Source organism: Novipirellula artificiosorum, from assembly GCF_007860135.1.
Classification (GTDB): domain Bacteria; phylum Planctomycetota; class Planctomycetia; order Pirellulales; family Pirellulaceae; genus Novipirellula_A; species Novipirellula_A artificiosorum.
Window position 1 is genome coordinate 125143 of sequence record NZ_SJPV01000010.1, and the last position, 22200, is coordinate 147342.

Sequence of the window (22200 nt, forward strand, 5' to 3'; positions counted from 1 at the left end):
GGCGCGTCCAGGCTTTCGTGTTGATTCAACCGTCTCAGAAAAGGCTAAGAACGGGTCACAACCTGACACCGCGCAGGCCTTTCAGTCTTCGACTTGGGTTAAGAGCTCCACCATCCCCCGACCCAATGCGTCGCCGACCTCCATGTAGGTTTCGGCGTTGTGGTTGTAGTGATAATCCGCGCCGCTAGGAGACCCCTCTTTGTCTCGCCAGAAGGGGCGTGCATCGATGGTTTTCACGTTACATTTGAACTCGGGATACTTGCCAGTTTCACCGCTTACAGCCAGCTGGGCCTTCGCCACCGTCAAACCATGGCCACTCAATTTGTTTCCACCGAAGGCGATCGTTGCCAAGACAAATTTGGCGTCCGGCGCGTTAAAGTCCTTGCGCAGTGTCTTGATGAAACGCACGAGGTTCTGTTCGTAACGTTTTGCGTGGGCTGCGTTTTGGTCCTTGTGCCCTTGCCAAAAGACAAAGCCAGCCACTTCGTATCCCCTCGCGCCCGGGTAGTATTTGTCCAGATTCTCTAAGACCGCCTTGGCATGGCTCGTGTCAGCGTCGTACTGCCTGCCAGCGTACCAATTGACTTTCTGCTTGGGAGCACCCTCAGTCCATGATCCAGGATTGTCTTTGTAGCCAGCATACGTCTTGCCCTCAAACTCATAGCGCTGGCTGTTTGGAGGAAGTAGGTCCCACCCCAAGCTTCGGTTGCCGATGCAAGCTTTGAGGACCAGAATGGGTTCGTCGTAGAAATGCCCCATCACGTGGCCAAAGCCCAATTCCGGTCCAAAGTTACCCGTTACGGTCAGCCATTGGTTCTTCATGTCTGCAAACTGCTCCATGTCCCGGAAATCCACACCCCTCTTATCCATAACATGGACGTAGCGCACATCCTTTCTCTCAGTCCATTTTCCTTGATCATCGACAAGATGCTGATACTTGCCTTTCTCTTTGATCATGTATTCGAGTGTACCTTGCTTGTCCGCAGGGCCAACCCGGCCAAAGCCCAGCATGTTCGATTGGCCTAATAGGATAAACACCTGTACCGGCTTGCTCAGATCGGCCGGTTTGCCGTCGGGATCGGGCAGTGGATCGGAGACTTCCGCCGAAGCTGCGGGAAGGATCAGTAGCGTCCAAAGTAGAACGACACACGAAAGCACATGTGTGCATTGGTGGAATGACAATTTGGTTGCCCTTCTTTGTAGAGTGACCTGCGTTACTGCGGTGTGCTGGCTTTTTCCAGGAGCGGTTCGAGTTCGGTGATGGTCGCTTCGGCTTCCTTGATCCGACGTTCGGCATCAGCGAGTTCCAACTCTTTTATCAGCAAGCTGCGAATGCGCCTGGCTTGACTTTTCAGATCCGTGTTGGGAGGAAGCGGGATCTTGATCGGCGTCTCTTCCAGAGTCCAATCGTCGCTTCGTTGCGTGGCCAAGGGCACGCCGCGACTGTTGACGATGTTCGACATGGGGTTTCGCGCCCAGGCGTGGCGGAAGTGCAATGGCTCGGCGACGAAGGGACTACTCAACACGAGGACGTTGCGTTGAAGCTTCGGTTGATTGCGATTGTCGACGGAACCGTCCGTGTACCACTGGACGTCAGCGAGCCAGAAGCGTCGATCCGCCCCGGCGATGGCAAACCCCAACAGCTTGCCGTCGCTGTCGTCTGCTGTTTTGAGGTTGCTGCTCATCGTCAACCGGATCGTTCCCTCAACGGTTTCTACCTTCTCGATCGATGGAGGAAGCCAGTACTGTTGGGCATCGCTTCCCTGGAGAAGATTGTACTGCGTAACCAATGCCCATTTGGCCGCCCTTTCGCCTGCTGGGATTTTGATCTGAGGGTGGTACCAACTTTTTCGAAGGTCGAAGGAACTGACAAAACCGATTCCCCTATCCCCGGCATCATAGAAATCGCGGAAGGTTTTGTACTGAGCTTCTCGTATCAGGACACCGACGTCATACATCGGTTTGAGAAAGTTCTCTTGAGTCTGCGGCTCACCGTCGGTACACAGTGAGATAATGCAGAACGGCATCTGTGAATCGTTGAACGCTGAGCGCCAAGCCGTAATCATTTTCCCAAAGATCTGGTAGTACATCCTTGCTCCGGCCGAACCGTTGAAGCAATTGTTGTAACCCTGGTGAAAGACGCTGCCCTTGACCGAAAGACCTTCGAGGGGCTGAATCACGCTCGCGTAACAATAGCCGGGTCGGTTCCTGTCGGCAGAGGGCCCTGGTTGCAGGTCACTTGGCGGCTTGCTATCTGCCGGCACGCTCTTCCCCTGGGCCATGAGATTCTTGTTTCGGTTCTCGTAGTTCGCAATCCGCATTTCGAGATCAGCTTGCGGATCGAACGCGGCGATCCTGTCGGACCAGTCTTTGAGCAGATCGCGAGTTTCCTCGCCGTCGATATTCGCCATCACGTCTTGCGGAGTCCACGTCTCGACGGTTGTTCCGCCAATCGAAGCATCAACGAGTCCGATCGGAACCTGAGTGGCCATGTGGAGGCGTCGCCCGAAGACATAACCCAGCGCCGAGAATTCTTTCACCGTCTCGGGGGAACAAACCTCCCAATCGCCCTTGCGGAAATGCTTGCTCCACCAAGAACTCCACTCGTCCAAGCGTTCAAAACTCTTGACGGAATCGAAGCCCTTACCCCAAGGCATCGTCAACAGCCGGATTTGGGGAAAGTTGGCCGATACGATTTCGAGTTCCCCGTCGTCCACTCTGCTGATCGGGAATTCCATGTTGCTCTGACCACCTAAGATCCAGACGTCACCGACCAGGATGTTCTCCAGTGTCAACGTCTGGTCGCTGCCCTTGACCGTCATGGTCTGTGGTGCAGCGTTGGCCGCTATGCCCGTGAGTGTCACCTTCCAGTCGCGGTCGGCGCCGGCGACGGTGTCTGCGTTTTGTCCGGCGAACGTGACCGTGACTTTCTCACCGGGATCTGCCCAGCCCCAAATGCCGATTGGTTTGTCTCGTTGAAGAACCATGTTGGACTGGAAGACGTTGCTCAGGCAGAGGCCTTCTCCGATCGCCGGAACATGAACGACGTCCTCAGGAGGCATTTTTTGCGGACGGTCTTGGCAGCGGACCTCCCCGCAATAGAGAAAGCTCAACAACAAACAAGATAGAGCGAGATGGCGAAACACTTCTTTTTTCCTTTTTGAGAACGTCGTTTTTCTGAACAGCTGACCAAAGCAAGCGAAACGCTACTCGAGACGAATCAACTCGGGATGCTCGTCCGAAGCCTCGATGGCACGGATTGTCTCGCGGACAATCTTGGCTTTTTCAAGCATCAATCTCCGTGGGAAATCCTTCTCGTCGTTTTCGAAGTAGTCGGCGATTCGTCTCAGTTCCGGAACGGCTGGCTTGGCGTGGGCGCCGTAAAGCAACAGCAGCTTCATCAACTCCGGCGTTCGCTTCTCGCTGGCCCAAGGGTTTTGCGTTCGCGTGTACTTCACACACGCATCGATACCCTCCGCGACCCGATGCTTGGCCAGCAACCGGAGTCCCTCGACCCGGATGTTGCTGGCGAACATGACGCCGCTTGGTGCTGGTACAACAATCGCTTGATGGATCGAGGGCAACAGCGGTTTGATTTCATCGTAGCGGAGATTCTCGTACGCCGTCGCAAGACTGCCTCGCGCTCGTCCGTCTTCGTTTTGTAATCCGGCACGAATGGCCTTGAGCAGCGGCTCGCGGTCGACACCTTCCAGTGACTGGCCGATCAGTCCGCCGCGCTTGTTGAACAGGGCAAAACAGAGGTAACGTTGCTCCATGCTGCGGGGATCGTTCTTCGGATCGGTCTTGGCGAGTCTTGCGAGCATCTCGGGAATGGCCACTCTGGCTGGATCCCCAATCCCTGCCATCGCCTCATCTGCCAGAACCCGCAGCCAGAGGTCATCCGATCGAGACGCTTTCTGCAACGCTGGAACCGCCGCAGCGCCGCGTCCTCGCTGCATCTTGATCGCCTGGCAGGCACCGTATTGTGTGTAGAGATCCGGGGCGCCGAGCAACGGAATCAATTGGGCCATGACGTCCTCCTGCCGACGCCCCAGCGCCATCGCTGCGCGATTGCGAACGACGGGCGACCAGCTGCTCAGACGGCTGATCAGGTCCTGGCTGCTCAACGCATCATAAAAGCTAGTGCGATCCTTATTGCTCCAACCGCGTCCGTCAAGGATTAGATTTTGTGCCGCGGCGGAATCGAGTTGAGGTGCGACCGAAGGCTGCTTGCCGGTCAGATGGATCTTCTTCAGCGGCAAGGCGTAGGCCAACAGGTAGGCGCCGGTGCAATCCCAACCGTCATACTTGTCGCCTTTCGTTTCAGGCGGTCCCTGGTGAAGGTAGGTCCCGTCCCAATCTCGCGCAAGGTCGAAATACCATGCGCCGAACTCCTCCATCCATACGCCTGTGGCGTGTTGGCCTGACTGCGCGACACCGGGCATCGACCACAGGATGTTGAAGAAGTTTCCAGTGTGCCCCGTGTCACGCTCCGGCCCGTGCGAAGCGACGCTCATCTGCGAGAAGAACGCAGCCCCTTGGGTTTCGCCTAGCAGGTTGAACATCACCGCAGCGATTCCGTTCTTGCCGTTGTCCTCGTGGGCTTCGATCCAGGGAGCATGATCGCCGTACGGGATACTGCCCTTGCCGACGTAGAACCGCATCAACCGCAAGCTCTTCTCAATGGCTTGGTCAAGCTTGGGATCCTGCATTCCCGCTTTTCGAGCGAGAATTAGCGAGGTGGTCAGCGGCAACCCCGGCGCGTTCATCATCCCATATCCACCCAGGCGTCCGTCAGGGTTCGCGAAGCGATGACCCCAGGAACCGACCACACTCTGGCCGTTGGCGGCTTCCATCGTCAGACGCCGCAAGCCCGGCATGACAGAGTCGTCTCCGGTTTCCATCACATACTCCGAGAGCAACATGATGACATAGCCGTAGTACCAGGTTTGAAAGCTATCGGCCGAGTAGTCCGCCGCCCACTGAGCCTCCTTCTTCACCAAGGGCAGGTAATCATCATTGCCGCTTGCCAGCAGAGCGAGAGCGTTCAACGAACGCGTGATCGGATTCGGTTGGTAAGAGGGGTCCGCGACTCGCACAGCCAACGCCTTGCACCCCACTTCGAGGATCCGCTGCGACTTCGGGCAGTTGTAGGGTGCCGTCGCACTGTAAGTACCAAGAACAGGGAGCTTGACGACAACGCTTTCGGTCTTGCCGGCCCGCCACCGAATCAGCGACAAGTCTCCGCCACCTGCCTCGGATTCGGCTGCGGTGATCGCTTTGCCCAACTCGGTGCGTGGATCGAAGGAAAACGGCTTGCCGCCAACGCCGAGGATCACATCGCTAACCGCAAGGACACCTGCGGCGGGGGAGTTCTTTTGTACGCTTGTGATCGCGATCTGCCGAGCGTCGGTGGTAACGAGCTTGTCACTGAACATCCAACCGCGCGCGCCTGTCGGCCCGAGGTTCCAGTCGTGGTCCGCATCCTCGGGGATCTTGTCGTTTTGCGTCAAGTCCGGGTTAGCGATCGCTGCCCCCGGCCCAGCTGCCGACAACGGATCCGCGAGCAAAACGAGCACGGTCGAGACGGGGAAGACCAGTGTTGCCATCAGAAGGACTGCATACGGAAACGCGGTCTTGTATCGATTGGCCTTCATGATTCTTGGCTGCCCTCTTTGCGATGTGAAGTCAGTGCATTTCGCACGAATGTAGCGGGTGGATACAACGCGTATCGATGTACGGGATGTTTCATCGATGTTCGTTCGAAGGTTGGTTGCATCTTGAACCTGCTGGTTCAGCACCGCCAACTCGGCGAGCACGGTCGGTCCCCAAACTCTTGATAGGATACCGTTTTTTTAGCCCGGTCGGTGCGTCGATGGGGTGCAACCGGGATTATGCGGACGAGACGGGTCTTTAGTGCGCTGAAGATGCGAACTCCCGGTCTTTCGGATGAAGTTGGCTAAGAAGGACTTCGATCTCGTCTCCGCTTGTTTTGCGTAAGACGACGCGTTGGTCGTTGACGGAAACAAGCTGGGCAGTCACGGAAAACTTCCCGCTGGCGATTTTCTATCGCCGTGACGAACAGGCCACCGGGGCGGCAGATGCGTGAGTGGGCGGTCGGCGAACCTCCGGCGGAAGCGAACCCGCAACCGTCAACACCACTCACTACGAAGGCCCCAAACCCAGAAGCATCGACCCATTCATTCCGCTGAAGAGCCCGTGCCGCTGGAGAGCCCCGGTTCCTCAGCTCACGCCGTTCGGGGATCGCCCGAACGGCTGGCTTGTTGCGTTGGCTTCCGCATCGTGACACAGACGCCTATCGATTCAGACGAATGCCGAAAAAGACATTTTCCAATTCGGTGGACGCGTCCACAGGTTCGAAACCTTGCGGCTCAGCCGTGATGTCGGTCGTGCCGACATATCGATATTCCGCAAAGAGATCGACGCTACGATTGAGCTGCTTCGTTGCTCCGACGATGGCTTGGTACGCAAACGCCGCGTCCTGAATTTCGATAGGAAGCCCGAGGGATTCAAAATCGGCATCTACAACCGCGAGCCCGATCCCACCGCCGATGTAGGGTGTAATCCCTGCGACTTGCAGATCGCACACGTCGTAGTACACATTCCCCATTCCACTGTATGCAAATGAATGGCCGCTCCATTCACCCGCGACTCGGCCTCGGGGGGCCACGAACGTGTCGGCGGTGTTGCTTCGGAAAGCAAATTCGAGCTCGGCTCGGAATCCATTTCCGATGCGACGACCCAACGCCCCACCAATGGCCCAACCGTCACTGAAGCCGCCGATGATGTCGAAGTTACCGCTTTCACCCGTGTAATCATGTAAGAAGTTCCAGCCACCAAACAGGCTCACGTAACCGCACGATGACTGGCTGCCACAGCAAACCGAGTCGCACGCCACATCACAGTTGCTATCGCAACCGATCGCTTCACAGCCGCATTCGACTTCACAAGCCGAATCGCATCCACCATGATCGAACAATCCGAAAGGGCCTGCCGCTTGAACGGCCGGCGAGAGAGAGACCGCCACAAGTGCAGTCATGAAGAAATTGACTTTTCGCATCAAACCATCGCCTTGAGTGTTCTAAGGATCTGAATTCCATTTCACCGTTCGGTACTTCAAGAGACATCATGTGAAACGGTGCCTCTCGATACACCTGTGCAAAAAGATCGTCCAATAAGGATGACACGAATCCAGAAAAACCGAACGAAAACCGATTAAGGAAAAATGCAAAAAACCGCTATCTCGCGCAATCCACACACCTTCTCAAGCTGACCCGCAGAACAGCCTGGACCATTGCAAAAATGCAATCAGTGAAACGAGACATCGCACCGGACCAGCATGGCTGTCTGGCTGTGAGACGCAAGCTCAACGGCCCCCAAAAGTAGCGTAATTCACCACGCCTTACTGCAGCGTTGGATGGGCGACGCCGCCTTTGAGTTGGATCTTCCCACCTTCTTCTTCATAGACGCCATAAAAGTTCGACAGCGAATCGAGCCAAACGGTGATGCGGTGCATCTCGTCCTCGCTCAACTCGACGTCGTGGTGTCCGGCAGAGAGTAGTTTGTAGAGCTCCGATGCACGAGCACCGAACTGACCAGGTCTTGTTCGATAGACATCTCCATAGCTCCAGAAGGCATAGTCATGAACAAGACTATCGTAGGACCGATAAACCGTCGTTAGCTTCGACAGATTTTTATTTGCCGTCAGGTTGGCCTGGACCAATTGACGGTCCAATGGCGGAGCCCCCTGATCCAAACTCTCTGCGTGACAGCTGACGCATTTGGCATCGAGCACAGGTTGCACCAACCGGGGGTAGCTAAACGGATGGGTGCCGTCGACATCCGGTGTTGGCACCGAGGGTTCCCGCAGCAAGGCAAGTGGGGTTTGCTCGGGCATTTGTGGCGCACGCTGCTTGGGTTCATGGCACCCATAGCAGAGCAACCGCTCACCCGGCTGCACCCATGTGGCTGATCGCATCGATTGCACGGCAAGACCCTTTTCGTCGAGGGCTTGGAAATAGACCTCCTTCAAAGCCGGCAAAGTGAAATAGGCACTTCCATCCTTCTCGACCGGGACCGTACCGAGAACGCTTCGGGCGAGGTTATTGGAGTCTGCAGCCTCGGCGATACGTCGCCCCAATTGATGGGGGCTCAATCCAACGGCCGATGGCGTCGAACTGGGGTAGATTTGATAAATCCTTAGCGCGGAAATCTTGGTGCCCTCGGGCCACGCCAACATGCTGTCATAAACATCGATGATCGCCATCGTGCCCTCCGTTGGAGGATCACTCGCCAGGCGGGCACTTTGATCGGCAACGACAAGAGGCTTGGTGCGGGCACGCAATGGCATGGGACTCAGGCAGGCGATCGCAGGGTCGCGGTAGAGCAAAATTTTGTTGCCGAACGCGTCGAGCAGATAGACGCCATATTGCCCGGGACCCTCCGGCTTGTTGTGCTTGCCGGTCCCCTTTGCCATCTTGGCATCGTAGACACAAAGAAAATAGTTCTCACTGAGTGGCCAAGGCGTGCCATAGACCTGAGCCCCGTTTTGGCTCTCAGGGAATCCGACATCCGGCGTGACACGACGCACGGGGGCCATCGCATCGTCGTCAGGGATGTTCGGATCGACGATAATGATCGAACCGTATGCTTGGCCATGGTGCGGCGCAGCGGTGCCGATAATCTTTGCGGAGCCAGAGATCTGGCGGAGATCCATCTCCATGTCCGCGCGTTCTTTCTTGGTGGAGAAGTTGCCGTGGATCGCTCGCGAATCGCGACCATCGGGCGTCATGATCCAAGGATGGTGTGCCGTACATCCATGGCGGTCAACATAGTCCCATCGTGTGTAAAGAAGCATGCCATCGTCGGTGACACTCGGGTGCCATTCGTTGTTTTCATGCGGACTGAGAATTCGGATGTCTGATCCATCGGGTTTCATGTCATGGACGGTATAGGACGGACAATCACGCCCGCATCGCAGGTAACCGCCGCGCCGTTCGGAAATGAATGCCACCCGACCGTTGGGCAAGTAACAGGGGTCGAAGTCGTTAAACGTGCCATCGGTAAGCTGACGCAGATTGGAGGTTTCCAAACTCTCGCTATCGACATTCATTGAAAACAAGTGATAACAGCGGCCGCGATCCCAGTGCCCATTGTTCGCATGATCGAGATGGGTCACGTGAGAAGGATCTCCAACACACTCGACGTAAGCAAACATCACGCTCTTACCGTCATAAGAAATCTCCGGTGACAAGAAACTCCCGTTCACCAGTGAGGTGCTGGCTAGCCGACCGCTGGTGACCACCGTATTCGCAAGCAAATCCGTGGAAGTCGGGGCATCGCTAAAGGGATCGCTCAATAAATAGACTCCGCCACCGGGCGCGGCGTTTGTGCCGTAGTATTGGTCGCACATATGATCGTACGTGGCACGATCACGCTTAAGGAACAGGAGTTTGTCAAAGTCGAGCAGCGGATTCGAAAAAGCAATCTTGCGGCGCAACAAAAAGAGCTCGCCAAACAGCTTTCGACGGCGTGGTTTCTCGCCCGCATCGACAAGCGTTGCCCTCTCGCTCAGTGCCGCGAATTTCGCAGACAATTCCTTCAGTTCCGGTGCCGCGAACCTGCCTTGGATATCGTCCAACAACGCTCGCGTTCTCCGCACCAGAACATCGAGCGGGTCTCGATCGCTACGTTTGACTAAAGCTTCCGGATGATAGGTCTCCTCTGCATACCTCTCGAACCGCTCGATCTCGTTCAAGTCATCAAGGAGGGTTTCGTACTGTGCCTGAGCCTCCTGCTCAAGGTCCAATGACACGGCCGATTGTCCGGCAACCGATCGGCCAACCACCACCGACAAGAGCAACAACGGAAGCCCCGTGATCAACATCCTGGGTCCCAAAACACGATTTACTTTATTCGGTAGGGTTGTCACTAGCATGTTCGTGATCCTTTTGTCGTTCCTGAATTCGCTGAGTGATTCATGGGTCCGGGTTGGGTTCACCCAAATCCGTGAGGTCTTGGTTCATGCGTTCAATGATTTCCGCAGACAGGGACAGATCACCCGCGGCGGCATTTTGACGGATTTGGTCGGGACGTCGTGCGCCGGCCAAGACATGTGTCACGGCGTCCTGTGCCAGTGTCCAACCCAGCACCAATTGCGCCAAATTGCAGTTGTATTCGTCGCAAAGTGGTTTCCAAGCCTGCAACAGATCAATCACGCGAGTCCGATTGGCAAGCAAATACCAGGGGTTCCAACCCGCGTGGGTGCGGAGGTCGCCCTGTTCAAAAACCGTTTCGGCGGTCACCTTTCCCGTCAGTAACCCTTGTTCAAGCGACATGTAAGTCAGTGTGGCCAGGCCTTGTTGTTGGCATCGTGGCAAGATGTCCTTTTCCGGTGATCGATAGAGCATCGAGTATCGGAACTGATCACTGACAATGGCCCCGCAAGCAAGATACTGCTGAAGCTCCTCCTCACTGACATTGCAGACGCCGATCGCCCGCACTTTGCCAGCCTCGACGAGCTTCAACAATGCTTCCATCGTGTCCGCAATCGGCGTTTGTTCCGGTTCGACTGCCGGCCAATGCACTTGATACAAGTCGATATATTCCGTGTTCAGATTTTGAAGAGACCGCTCGATTTCGATGGCAAGGGTATCGGGTCGCAACGAACGATAGAGCGGTCGACCTTCAAAGTCGGCAAAGAACGATCCGCGATCGTCATCCCACCACAGTCCGCATTTTGTGGCGAGGATCACTTGGTCGCGCCGCCCTTGGATCGCGCGACCCAGCAATCGCTCACTGTGCCCCCAACCATAAGCAGGTGCGGTATCAAAAAAGTTGATTCCCGAATCAACGGCAGTTTCAATCGTTCGGATCGCCTCTTCGTCATCAACCTTGCTGCCCCAACTTGCACCGCCGCCAATCGCCCAAGCCCCCATGCCAACGACCGAAGCTTTGAGGTCCGATGAGCCTAGATTCCTGTATTGCATTTTGGATCGCGATAGGGGTTAGAGGGAGTCGACTTCCGCTCCGGCAACAACGGACCGGCAGCACGGCAACCACAGGCGTCGAAACAAGCCAATCGGCCTGACAGGGGTGGGAAGTTCATCGGGGTGGGAGGCAAACGAACGTTTTGCCTGTTCAATAAATTGTAGTCGCTATTGACCTTGAAATGCAACCAGCGCAGCACGACAACACCTCGCTTTACATTGACATAGAGATTCCACGGGGATACGATGGGGTCCCCTACCCATGCCCGCTTCCCACCCTCACCAGCGCGTGCCATGAAGAGCCCCCCCCTTTGGCAACGAATCCGTTTCGTCGCAAACCAAATTTTCGCGATCTGCCTCATTTCCCTTTGTGGGTCACAACTGATTGCCGCTGAGTTTGCACGCGAAATTCAGCGAGCCCTTCTTTCCTCGGCCCAGGTAACACGCGCAGAAGACGCTGCGGGTGCGGTCGATGGAAGGGTCACGGGCAAGTACAGCACACACACAAGCCAAGACCCTTCACCTTGGTGGCAAGTTGATCTCGGAGCCATCGAATCCGTTGGCTTCGTTTGCATTGATGCGCCTCATTCGAGTGAGCGGTTGTCGAATTTCACAATTCTGGCATCGGAAGATGCAAAACAATGGAATTTGGTGCACTCGCACGGAGCCACCTCCGCGGAGAACCGAAAGATCGAGGTCCAACTGGGTACCGCCCGTGCTCGATACTTGCGGATTACGGCACCGGGACCGACATGGATGCACTTAGATGAAGTCAAGGTGTTTGCACCCGAGGACAAGCAGACGAATCTTGCGTTGGGACGACCTTGCACTCAATCGAGTGTCAGCCATTGGTCGACTCGATCGGTAACGCTTCCCGAAACCGACACCGATTGGCGTTTTCAATACGCTGTGGCGAGATCCACGCTGGCTTCCTTTTTCAAGCGGATGGACGGTCATCATGACTTGTCGACTCGATGTGAAGAACTTGTTGCTCGCCGGATTCCTTTGAACGACGCTGGCTGGGACAACCTCTACAAGGCTTGTCGTGAACGGAGTGAAAGGTGGAACGATGTGTGTCAACAGTTCGACTTGATCGACATCGATGCGTTGCAGCGAGCATTTGAAGATTTGGCCAGCAAACATCCCGCCCTTTATCCCGACGCGAAATCGATTCGCTCGCGGCTGACCGCTTACGCTTCGTCCTTTGAATCGCTGCGTCTTGCCACGTCAACGGGGCAAACGGGTGCCTGGACCGAGGCAGCGGAACTGGTTCGATTCGAACGTGACATTCTGCTACGCAATCCTCGCTTGGACTTTTCCAAGATGGTGATCCTGCGCCGCCGACTGGGTGACAGAGCGCGCGGGGCGATGGGAAAGGAGTTGGGAGTAGCGACTCTCAACGCGCACACCAACGACTCGCTGCCCCGACACGGTTGGGACAATGAGGTTGCTGTGGTCTCGAGTCTGCCAACGCAGCCGATGGTGCAGACGCTTTACCATTCCGAGGGCCGACTCATCACCGACTTGGAAGTTGACTTTGATGCTTCGCGGATGATGTTCTCGTCCATTGGACGGACACAGGACAATTGGCGAGTGTTCGAGATGGACTTGTCACTTGATGGATCCGCCACACCGAATGTTCGACAATTGACTCCCGATGATGGCGACGACGTGGGTCACTTTGACTCATGCTATTTGGCCGACCCCGACGAACTGATCTTTTGTTCGACCGCCTCCTATCAAGGGTTACCCTGTGAATACGGCGCGCGGCGAATGACTTGTTTGTACAAACAAAATCGACGCAGCGGAGAGATTAGGCAGTTAACGTTCGAACAAGATAGCGACTGGAATCCAACAGCACTGCCCAACGGTCGAGTGATGTACCAAAGGTGGGAGTACTGTGATTTGCCTCATAGCAACAGTCGAATTTTGTTTCAAATGAATCCCGACGGAACCGAACAGATGGCGTATTACGGGTCGGGTTCGTATTTCATGCCGTCGTTTTTCTATCCTCGTCCGATTCCCGGCCAGGATTCACAAGTGGTCGGTATCGCGACTGGCCATCACGGCACACCTCGCAGTGGTCGATTGCTGGTGATTGATCCTCAACGGGGTCAACGCGAAGCCGAGGGAGTCGTTCGGGAGATCCCCGGTTGGAACCAAACCGTCCAGCCCGAGGTGCGAGACCGGTTGGCTGATTTCGGCTGGCCACATTTCCTGCATCCCTATCCGTTGAGTGAAAACGATTTCATCGTCTCGATGAAGCCCAGTCCCGACGCGTTGTGGGGCGTCTATTTGGTGGATGCATTCGACAACATGACGCTCCTCTATCAAGAAGAGGGCAGTGCCATCTTGGACCCCATTCCGCTGAGGCAACGCGAACGACCGCGGCGTTTGGCTGAGAAGACGGTGCCGGGCGAGAAAAACGCAACCGTCTTTCTAGCAGACGTTTACGCTGGCCAAGGATTGAAGGACATCCCGCGACATACCGTGAAACAGCTTCGCATCGGCACGTACTACTTCAGCACGCATGGTACGGGTGGCTTGCTTGGATCGATCGGCGCCGATGGGCCCTGGGATATCAAGCGAGTGCTTGGAACGGTCCCGGTTGAAGACGATGGTTCCGCATCGTTTACCATTCCTGCCAATACACCCATCTTCATGCAACCGCTTGATGACGAGGGGAAGGCGGTCCAATTGATGCGCAGTTGGATGGTTGGGATGCCCGGTGAGGTTGTTTCGTGTGTTGGATGCCACGAAAACCAGAACACAGTGGGATCGCTTCGCCAAACGAAAGCGTCGCTGCGTCCACCTACAACCATCGAGATGGGATCACAAGCCGTTCGTGGTTTCAGCTTTCCCCATCAAGTGCAACCTGTTTTGGATCGCTACTGTGTGGGCTGCCACAAGGGTTCGGATGCCACGGAACTTCCTAAGATCGAGGGCCTTTCCTATCCGCACGACCTTTCATGCGATCAAGAGAATGGTGAGGGGCTCGTCGATTTGCGAGGCGAGCAATACATCACCGACTGGCAAAGTGATCATGGTGGGAACTGCGGCGGCGGAGCCCGTGGCGGCAACTTCCCCGTTTCTTACGTCGCGCTCGAGCGATACGTGCGGCGCAATGGCATCGAGGGTCCACTGGAAATGCTCTCCCCAGGCGAGTTCCACGCCGATACCACCGAACTGGTTCAGATGCTTCGCGAGGGAAGGCATTACAACGTGCATTTGGATGCTCAATCCTGGCAGCAACTGATCACATGGATCGACCTGAACGCACCCTGCCACGGCACTTGGACTGCCGTGGGTGAGCAACCCGCTCAGCGAGTCAAGCAGGTCAATGACCGGCGAATGGATCTTGCCAAACAATATGCTGCGATCTATACGAACTTTGAAGAACAGGACCCCTTGCCCAGTTCGTTGCCGTTCCAACCACCGATCGCGCCCCCAAGTGATCGGGCAACGCTGCCGCCCACAACTCCCCTGGCTGATTGGCCGTTCTCAGCCGACAAGGCAGTGACGTTGCAAGGCGCCAAGCCGACTTGGTCGGTCCATCTTGGCAATCAGATCGAACTCGACATGTCACGGATTCCAGCGGGCGAGTATACAAACGCCGAGGGGGAACGGACCCTCGTTGAACAACCGTTCTGGATGGCACAGTTCGAGACGACCAACGAACAGCTGCGATGCTTTGAACCCGAATTCAATTCGCGCCGCGAGGATCGTTATGGCTATCAGTTTGGGCGTCTGTGCTACAACATGAATGGCGATGAAATGGCGGCGGTGCGAGTCGATTGGAACAAGGCCAATGCGTTCTGCAATTGGCTTTCGCAACAAACCGGACACACGTTCTCACTTCCCACCCTCGAGCAATGGGAGTGGGCCTGTCGGGCCGGATCCGATCGCGATTTCTGGTTTGGAAAACTGGGTGATGATTTCTCACCGTACGCGAACTTGGGCGATGTTCGGCTTTCCGAATTTGCATCAAACACCAACACCGGCCAATACACGACAACAGCCTTGATTCAGAACCCGGGCAAGTACGACGACCGGGTTCCGCGCGACCGCAAATGGGATGACCATGTCTTCCTCACTCAGCGTTTCCCGCGAGATGAAACCGGCGTGATGTTGGCAACGCCAATGTACCAGTCCGAACGCCCCGACGGTCAGCGGGGGATGCCCCAAAGGCCCCTATTTCAACCGAATCCATGGGGCTTGCATGACATGCACGGCAATGTTTGGGAATGGACTGCAACACGCAACGACGCGAATCGCGTGCTGGCGTGTGGCGGGTCCTACTATGATCGTCCCAAGCGATGCACCGCGGGAAGCCAAGTCGATTACAGACCCTACATGAAAGTCTTCAATGTGGGGTTCCGAGTCATTTGCACAAGCAATCAACCATGAAATCAATAACACGGGTCCTCATTTCGCCGATCCTGCTTGCCGGTGCGTTTGCCCACTTGAACGCATCAGAGCCGGCCGACTCGATTCAACCCGCAACCCAACAAGAGAGAGCGGGGCATTCGTTTGCGTGCTGTGACTACACCTCGGGCAAGGTCCTGATCGTATCGGCAGACGGCAAGGTGACTTGGGAGCATCCGGCTGCTCACTGCAACGACTTGTGGGTGCTTCCCAATGGCAACCTCTTGTTTGGAACCGGACACGGCGTCAAGGAAGTCAATCGAAATAAGGAAGTGATCTTTTCGTATGAATCGAAAAGCGAGATCTATGCCTGCCAACGCCTGCCAAACGGCAACACGTTCATCGCGGAATGCAATGCAGGACGTTTGATCGAAGTGGATCCGAAAGGCCAGCTTGTCAAACAGATTCGCTTACTGCCCGAAGGAAAAGATGGCGGGCACGGCTACATGCGCAATGCCCGAAAATTGAAGAACGGACACTATCTCGTGACTCACTACGCCGAAAGCGTGGTTCGTCAGTACGACTCAGAGGGTGCGCCGATCACCGAATTTGCTGCACCCGGCGGCCCTCACAGCGCCATCCGATTACCGAACGGAAATACGCTGATTGCGTGCGGCGATCAAAACAAAGAGCCCGCGCACGTGTTCGAATGCGACCCGCAAGGCAACACGGTTTGGCAGGTGACAAGCGAAGACTTGCCAGGCATTCACTTGGCATTCATGTCGGGACTACAACGACTACCCAACGGCAACACCGTGATGACGAATTGGCTTGGACACGGTCGACTCGGCACCGCTCCGCACGCCATCGAGGTCACCCCTGACAAGAAGGTTGTCTGGACCTTTGCGGATCACGAAGCGATGAAAACGATCTCGACGATCCAGCTCTTGGATATCCCCGGCGACGTAACCCAGGGGGAAATTCTGCACTGAGTTCTTCAACGATTGTTCTCTGCATGCGACAGCGTTACCATGCGTGTTGCCGTCAAACGAGCGACGCTTACTTTCCAGATACGACACCCCTGAATGAGAGCCAAACCATGCCAATCAACACTCCCAAAGTCTCACGCAGGACCTTCGTCGGTGCCAGCGCAACCCTTGCTACCACGGCAATGTTGCCAGGCAACGGTTTGGCCGCTGCAGCGGCCAAACCCAACTCAAAGTTCAGCGGTGTCCAGATAGGCATCATCACCTATAGCTACCGTTCGATGCCAAGCAGCGCAGAAGACATACTGAAGTATGTTTGTGAATCCGGAATCAACTCCATTGAATTGATGGGAAATACAGCAGAACAGTTTGCCCAGAAGAATGGCAGCGAAGAGGGCGGCACGGCGGGATTCTCGGCACTCAGGAAGCTGTACAACGATGCCGGTGTTGAAATCCACATCGTCAAGTTCCCCAAGATTGGGAACGCCAACATGTCGGACGAGCAAATCGAAGACTGCTTCCTTGCAGCAAAGGCGCTTGGAGCAACCGGTATCACTCGCGAGTTGTCCGAGGACGCAGCCAAGCGACTTGGACCGATCGCGGACAAACATGAGATCATGATCGGCTTTCACAACCACACCCAACTGAAGCCAACGACTTACGACGGATCAATCCTCTCCTCTGGAAAGTACCTTGGCATCAACCTTGACATCGGTCACTACCTCGCAGGCACCAACGAAAATCCACTCCGTCTGATCGAGGCGCATCAAGACCGAATCCTTAGTTTGCACATCAAAGACCGAAAGAAAGACAACGGTCCAAACATGCCTTTTGGCCTCGGCGAGACCCCCGTCACGGAAGTTCTCCAATACATGAAGGAGAATCAGTTGACGTTCCCCGCGGATATCGAGTTGGAATACACCATTCCGAAGGACTCCGATGCGGTGAACGAAGTCACCAAGTGCGTCCAGTTCTGCAAACAGGCGTTGACTTCGTAGGGCGGCACGGCCGCAGCGGAGCGAGCTACCGCTCGGGGTGGCGTTAGCCCGCTCCCGTGGGTCGCTGAAATCACCTTTCGGTCCCTGATGCAAAGGCTACAGCTGCCTGCGGATCCGGCGTTTCATCTCGTTGCCTTCAACGTCTCAATCAGCTCACTCAACTTCCTTTGGGCATCCGGATCCTCGGGAAGCGGGCTGTCGTGAAATGCACTTTTGAGTTTTTCCCAGACCACGTTCAGTTCCGCCTGCATGTCACGCGTGTTGGCGGTGATGGCGATCACCGCATCTTGCTCCGGCAAAACCACACAAAACTGGCCGTCTTTGCCATCGCCACGGTAGGCGCCAAAACGGCAGCGCCAAAACTGAAAGCCATACCCTTGGTCCCAGTCGCGATCCGGGTCGCTGCCGTTGGAGACTTGTTTCGATGTCGCCTGCTCGATCCAGGACTCGGGAACAAGCTGCTGACCGTTCCAATGCCCCTGCTGCAGGTACAACTGCCCGAACTTCGCGATGTCCTCGGTGCAGAGGTACAAACCGTAGCCGCCGATCGAAATCCCTTGCGGACTCTCGTCCCACCGCGGCGCAGCAATGCCCAGCGGTTCAAACAGACGCGGTCGCAGATAATCCAACACGGTTTGACCGCTGACCTTTTGGACGATCGCCGAAAGCATGTAGGTGGCGGGCGTGTTGTATTGAAAATGAGTTCCCGGTTTGTGGGGGACCGGATGGTTCATAAACGCCTTGGTCCAATGCTCCGCTTCTCGCAAATTGACCTCGTCTTGGTGTCCAGTCGACATGGTCAACAGATCGCGCACTCGCATCGCTTGCAGATTCGCTGAGGGGTTCTGTGGTGCGTCCTCGGGGAACAATTCCAAGACCCGATCATCGACACTTAACTTCCCTTCGGCCACCGCGATCCCAACGGCCGTCGATGTAAAGCTCTTACTGAGCGACCATAGCACGTGGGGTTGCTCTGCCGATTGGGGAGCCCACCAGGCTTCGGCGATCACCTTCCCATGCCGCACCAGCATAAAGCTGTGCATGGAATCGACTTGTTCGTTCGCGGCTTCGAGATACTTCGCGATCTGCGCCGATGAAACGCCTTGGGATTCGGGTGTACTGCGCTGCAAAGGATCGCCTTGAGCTAACGCGAGATTGAACGGACTCAGCGCCAAAGCGAATAATCCGACTAGCAATACGAACTTCTTCATGATGAAATCTTTTCGAGCGGTGGGAAGGGGAGGCACACCTAATCGGCGCAAGCCGACTTCTAAGGCCTAAGGTTTTTGCAGTCGCCAAGTGGGGCCAGAGCATGTTGGAGTTCAGGCTTCAGCCGCTCCAGCAACCCCATTGTCTTAACCAGCATGTTGGAGTTCAGGCTTCAGCCGTTCCGGCAACCCATGACTTTAACCGGCCTTCAGTGTAACAAGCGAAAGTTCAGGCGGGCAATGAATTCGCATCAAGTGGCAACCACCGAGACCTCGCGACACATGCATCGTCGTCGGTGGCTTGTAGAAATCGCCCGACGCAAAACGGCTGCCGTGATAACTGGGGCTCAGCAGCGGCCCGATCAGCGGCAACCGGCCTTGGCCGCCATGCGTGTGCCCTGCGAACATCAGCTGGATTCCGCGCCGCCGCGCCCACCAAATTTGGTCAGGGCTGTGGCTGACCAAGACCCGGAATTCGCCGTGATCGTTTGGCTCGACCTTCGGACGGTCAAACCAAGGATACTCGTTTCCAATCATCCGCACCGGGATGTCACGCAGGCTGTGGATCGCGGACAGATTCCCCAAGTCGGTCCATCCGGCAAGGTCCATCGCACGGCGAGTTTGACGCGAGTCGCTGATCCGAGTGTCGTGGTTGCCGAGGACGTAGTAACAGCCGTCTCTCGCCTCGGCAAGCGAAAAGATTTCGGGCAACCAATCGACGCAAACCTGTCGATCGATAATATCGCCGCTCAGTACCATCATCTCGGGCTGCCACCGAGTCGCCATCTGGACCACATGCTTTGCGTAGTCGGGATGGGCATGGCCGGTTAAGTGGATGTCCGACAAGTGCGCAATTTTGTAGCCATCAAGTTGGGCTGGCAATCCGACGACGGGAAGCGTGATCTGTTCGATCGCAAGATCAAAGATTTGATTCAGCGGTAGCCGCGACTCGATCTTGCAGCGGCGTGTCCGTGCTAAGGAATGACGGACCCAACGCTGAACGTCCTGGATTTCAATGCTCCTCGGGGCTCGAACCCATTCCAATCCAAAGATCGGTCGCCATAGCAGCCACGGGATCCCCAAGAATACCCAACTGGAAAGACAAACGATGGCGTAGGTCGTGACATAGACTGGGAAGCGAGCGGTTTCCGTCTGATTCGCCAGCAGCTCTCGCAGGGGCCGCGGAAACCAAAGCAAAAGGAGCAGTGGGATCAGGATCGTGGAAAGCAAGAAACCCTTGGTAATGATCTTTGTGGTCAACCGCGACAAGCCAATCGCATTGACACGATTGTAGATGGCCAGGTGGATACCGAAATGCCCGACAGCGACCGCCAACAGCACCAACCACCAACGATTCACTTCCCCAATCACAATGACAATGCCTTGGGACGCATGAAATGGATCAGTGTCGTGATCATGCTGGTGTGAAACTGCTGCCAGTCTTCCAACTGCAATTCGAACACCGCGATGGCCGCCGTTGGCATTCCCATGAATTGCCCCGAGAGGGTCGAAACCAAATCGGACATTCCCGGATTGTGGGCAAGCACCAGCAAGCGATTTGCCTCGCCGCCGGTATCACGAATGATCTCGGCGATCGCTTCGGATGGAGCACAGTAGAGGGAGTCCGAGAAATCGATTGTGGGCGGGTTTACGAGTTCACTTGTCATCAAGTCCAGCGTCTCGCGTGTTCGCACAGCGGACGAGCAGAGCACATGATCGGGACAAAGCTCGACATCGCAGAGCCAGCGGGCCATGTCGGGGGCATCGCGCTGTCCGCGCCGATTCAACGGACGCTGATGATCCGAAAGCCCCTGGCTCGACCAATCGCTCTTGGCGTGACGCATCAAAACCAGCCGCTTCGACGGAGAGTCGGGGGAGGAATCGGCTTGGGATCGGTTCATGGGCTGTCGATCAGGGGTAGCGGGAACGATTTTGCAGTAAACGCATCAGGGCGATGTTATTTCCGATCGAGCCTCGCGGGTCCAGTTGGTACAATCGAACAGAATGCTTTTTGCCCCAAAAAAGCGGGCTGCCACCCTGGGACGCTGACGTGCCGCATCGCTGGAGGGGCTGAATGGCTGCTCAGGGGGAAAAGGCTGCTCGAGAACCCAATCTTCTCCGATTAACAAGAATTCACCCGATCACTGACAATACGAAAGCGCTGCCCATGACATTCCTTCAAACACAGTGTTCCTTGACCCGCTTCTCTGCCGCATTTTCCTCGGTCGCTGCGGTGTTGATGGCTTTTGCCAGCAATCCTGCTTGCGTCGCTGACGATTGGCCAGGATGGATGGGAGCCCAACGAGATGGAGTCTACCACGAAACAGGAATCGTTGAGACGATCCCAGCGGCAGGATTGAAGGTCAAGTGGCGGACGCCAATCCACGGCGGCTATGCGGGGCCTGCGGTCGCCAACGGCCACGTTTACGTGTTTGACTACAAAAAGGAATCGGGCGAAGCTTTCAATGACCCTGGGAAACGGGCGAATCTGAATGGAAAAGAACGGCTCTTGGTACTCGATGAAGCCACGGGCAAGATGATTTGGAAGTTTGAATACGATTGCCCCTACAGCATCTCGTACCCGGCGGGCCCTCGTTGTACGCCGACGGTCGACGGAGACCGCGTCTACATTCTCGGCAGCGAGGGGGACCTCCACTGCCTCAAGACCGCCGATGGTGAATTGGTTTGGCAGCGATCCTTTAAGGATGACTTCTCGGCCGAGGTTCCTGTTTGGGGATTCGCTGGCCATCCGCTCGTGGAGGGAGATACGCTTTACTGTATGGTCGGCGGCGACGGCCAGGGTGTCGTCGCATTTGACAAGAACACCGGCGCCGTCAAATGGAAGTCACTCAACGCAAAGGCGGGCTATTGCCCTCCCTCGATGATCCACTTTGCCAACACCACGCAATTAATCGTCTTTCACCCCGATGCGGTGGTCAGTTTGAATCCCAGCGATGGATCGCAGTATTGGGAGGTTCCCTTGAAACCGCTGTATGAGATGTCGATCGCCAGGCCGATGATTGAAGGGGATCGGATGTACGCGAGCGGCATCTATACCGAAGGGGTGATGCTGAAACTCGATGCCGATCAACCGAGGGTCGAAGAATTGTGGCGAGGCGAGCCGAAACAATCGGTCTACGCATGCAACAGCACTCCAATCATCGTCGATGGAATCCTATATGGCGTCGACACGGGAACGGGGAAATTGATCGCGGTGGATTCAAAGGATGGTTCGCGGTTGTGGGAAACGCTCGATGCGACCCATTTGGGTGAAACGCGTTTTCTCAAGCAGGCGACGGCTTTCTTGACTCGGGTTGGTGATACGGATCGCTACTTGTTGATGAGTGAGATTGGCGACCTGATTCTTGCCCGATTGACCAAGGACGCGTATGAAGAGCGAGGCCGATTTCATGTGCTCGAACCGACGGGCGAGGCAGCTGGACGCGACGTGGTGTGGAGCCATCCGGCTTATGCCAATCGCACCGCGTATGCAAGAAACGACAAAGAGATTGTTGCAGTCGATTTAGCGGATCCCTCCAAATAACAGACCGTCCTGTTTGGCTGCGAAGCCCTCGGGCCAAGGCTCGTCGGTTTTGCTACAATCGCCACAGACCATGAAGGAGCCGCTTCTTCC

General features: G+C 56.0%; 15 protein-coding genes. 4 read left to right on the plus strand and 11 right to left on the minus strand.

The genetic code is table 11. The features are described from left to right. Positions 1–81 precede the first annotated feature (81 nt). From Poly41_RS23725 to Poly41_RS34320, 8 genes are all read right to left on the minus strand, one after another. Entirely contained in the window at positions 82–1182 is a 1101-nt protein-coding gene (locus tag Poly41_RS23725) for a sialate O-acetylesterase (protein WP_197231577.1), read from the minus strand. Positions 1183–1214: 32 nt separating this feature from the next. Next, a complete protein-coding gene (locus Poly41_RS23730; protein WP_146529573.1) occupies positions 1215–3146 on the minus strand; it encodes a hypothetical protein in 1932 nt (643 codons plus the stop codon). Positions 3147–3206: 60 nt separating this feature from the next. Continuing rightward, positions 3207–5657 carry a DUF6288 domain-containing protein gene (locus Poly41_RS23735; protein WP_146529575.1) on the minus strand — a complete coding sequence of 817 codons (2451 nt, stop codon included), beginning with the start codon at positions 5655–5657 and terminating at the stop codon, positions 3207–3209. Positions 5658–5913: 256 nt separating this feature from the next. After that, positions 5914–6063: an SHD1 domain-containing protein gene (locus Poly41_RS35790; RefSeq protein ID WP_146529829.1), complete on the minus strand. Its 150-nt coding sequence runs from the start codon at positions 6061–6063 to the stop codon at positions 5914–5916. Positions 6064–6316: 253 nt separating this feature from the next. Beyond that, positions 6317–7081, minus strand: a complete 765-nt coding sequence (locus Poly41_RS23745) for an outer membrane protein (RefSeq protein WP_146529577.1) — start codon at positions 7079–7081, stop codon at positions 6317–6319. A gap of 342 nt (positions 7082–7423) precedes the next feature. After that, positions 7424–9958, minus strand: coding sequence for an HzsA-related protein (locus Poly41_RS23750; RefSeq protein WP_146529579.1), 2535 nt, complete (start codon positions 9956–9958; stop codon positions 7424–7426). A 40-nt stretch (positions 9959–9998) separates the two neighbouring features. After that, entirely contained in the window at positions 9999–11009 is a 1011-nt protein-coding gene (locus Poly41_RS23755) for an aldo/keto reductase (protein ID WP_146529581.1), read from the minus strand. Beyond that, entirely contained in the window at positions 10991–11305 is a 315-nt protein-coding gene (locus tag Poly41_RS34320; protein ID WP_197231579.1) for a hypothetical protein, read from the minus strand. The genes Poly41_RS23755 and Poly41_RS34320 overlap by 19 nt, the downstream gene beginning before the upstream one ends. Between Poly41_RS34320 and Poly41_RS23760 the strand changes: the two genes are divergently transcribed. The 3 genes from Poly41_RS23760 (at position 11304) to Poly41_RS23770 (ending at position 17358) form a co-directional block, all read left to right on the plus strand. Next, a complete protein-coding gene (locus Poly41_RS23760; protein WP_197231580.1) occupies positions 11304–15416 on the plus strand; it encodes an HzsA-related protein in 4113 nt (1370 codons plus the stop codon). The two genes, Poly41_RS34320 and Poly41_RS23760, sit on opposite strands and share 2 nt — an antisense overlap. Next, positions 15413–16366 (plus strand): beta-propeller domain-containing protein, encoded by a 954-nt coding sequence (locus Poly41_RS23765; protein WP_146529585.1) that lies wholly within the window; start codon positions 15413–15415, stop codon positions 16364–16366. Before Poly41_RS23760 ends, Poly41_RS23765 begins: the two co-directional genes overlap by 4 nt. Before the next feature lie 107 nt (positions 16367–16473). Then, positions 16474–17358 (plus strand): sugar phosphate isomerase/epimerase family protein, encoded by an 885-nt coding sequence (locus Poly41_RS23770; RefSeq protein ID WP_197231581.1) that lies wholly within the window; start codon positions 16474–16476, stop codon positions 17356–17358. 122 nt (positions 17359–17480) lie between these two features. On the opposite strand, the gene Poly41_RS23775 is transcribed toward Poly41_RS23770, so the two are convergent. From Poly41_RS23775 to Poly41_RS23785, 3 genes are all read right to left on the minus strand, one after another. After that, positions 17481–18569 (minus strand): serine hydrolase domain-containing protein, encoded by a 1089-nt coding sequence (locus Poly41_RS23775; protein WP_146529589.1) that lies wholly within the window; start codon positions 18567–18569, stop codon positions 17481–17483. Positions 18570–18764: 195 nt separating this feature from the next. Continuing rightward, positions 18765–19925 (minus strand): metallophosphoesterase, encoded by a 1161-nt coding sequence (locus Poly41_RS23780; RefSeq protein WP_231615883.1) that lies wholly within the window; start codon positions 19923–19925, stop codon positions 18765–18767. Positions 19926–19933: 8 nt separating this feature from the next. Continuing rightward, positions 19934–20467, minus strand: coding sequence for a SixA phosphatase family protein (locus Poly41_RS23785; protein WP_146529591.1), 534 nt, complete (start codon positions 20465–20467; stop codon positions 19934–19936). Positions 20468–20733: 266 nt separating this feature from the next. Between Poly41_RS23785 and Poly41_RS23790 the strand changes: the two genes are divergently transcribed. After that, positions 20734–22110 (plus strand): PQQ-binding-like beta-propeller repeat protein, encoded by a 1377-nt coding sequence (locus Poly41_RS23790; RefSeq protein ID WP_390621477.1) that lies wholly within the window; start codon positions 20734–20736, stop codon positions 22108–22110. Positions 22111–22200: the final 90 nt, after the last annotated feature.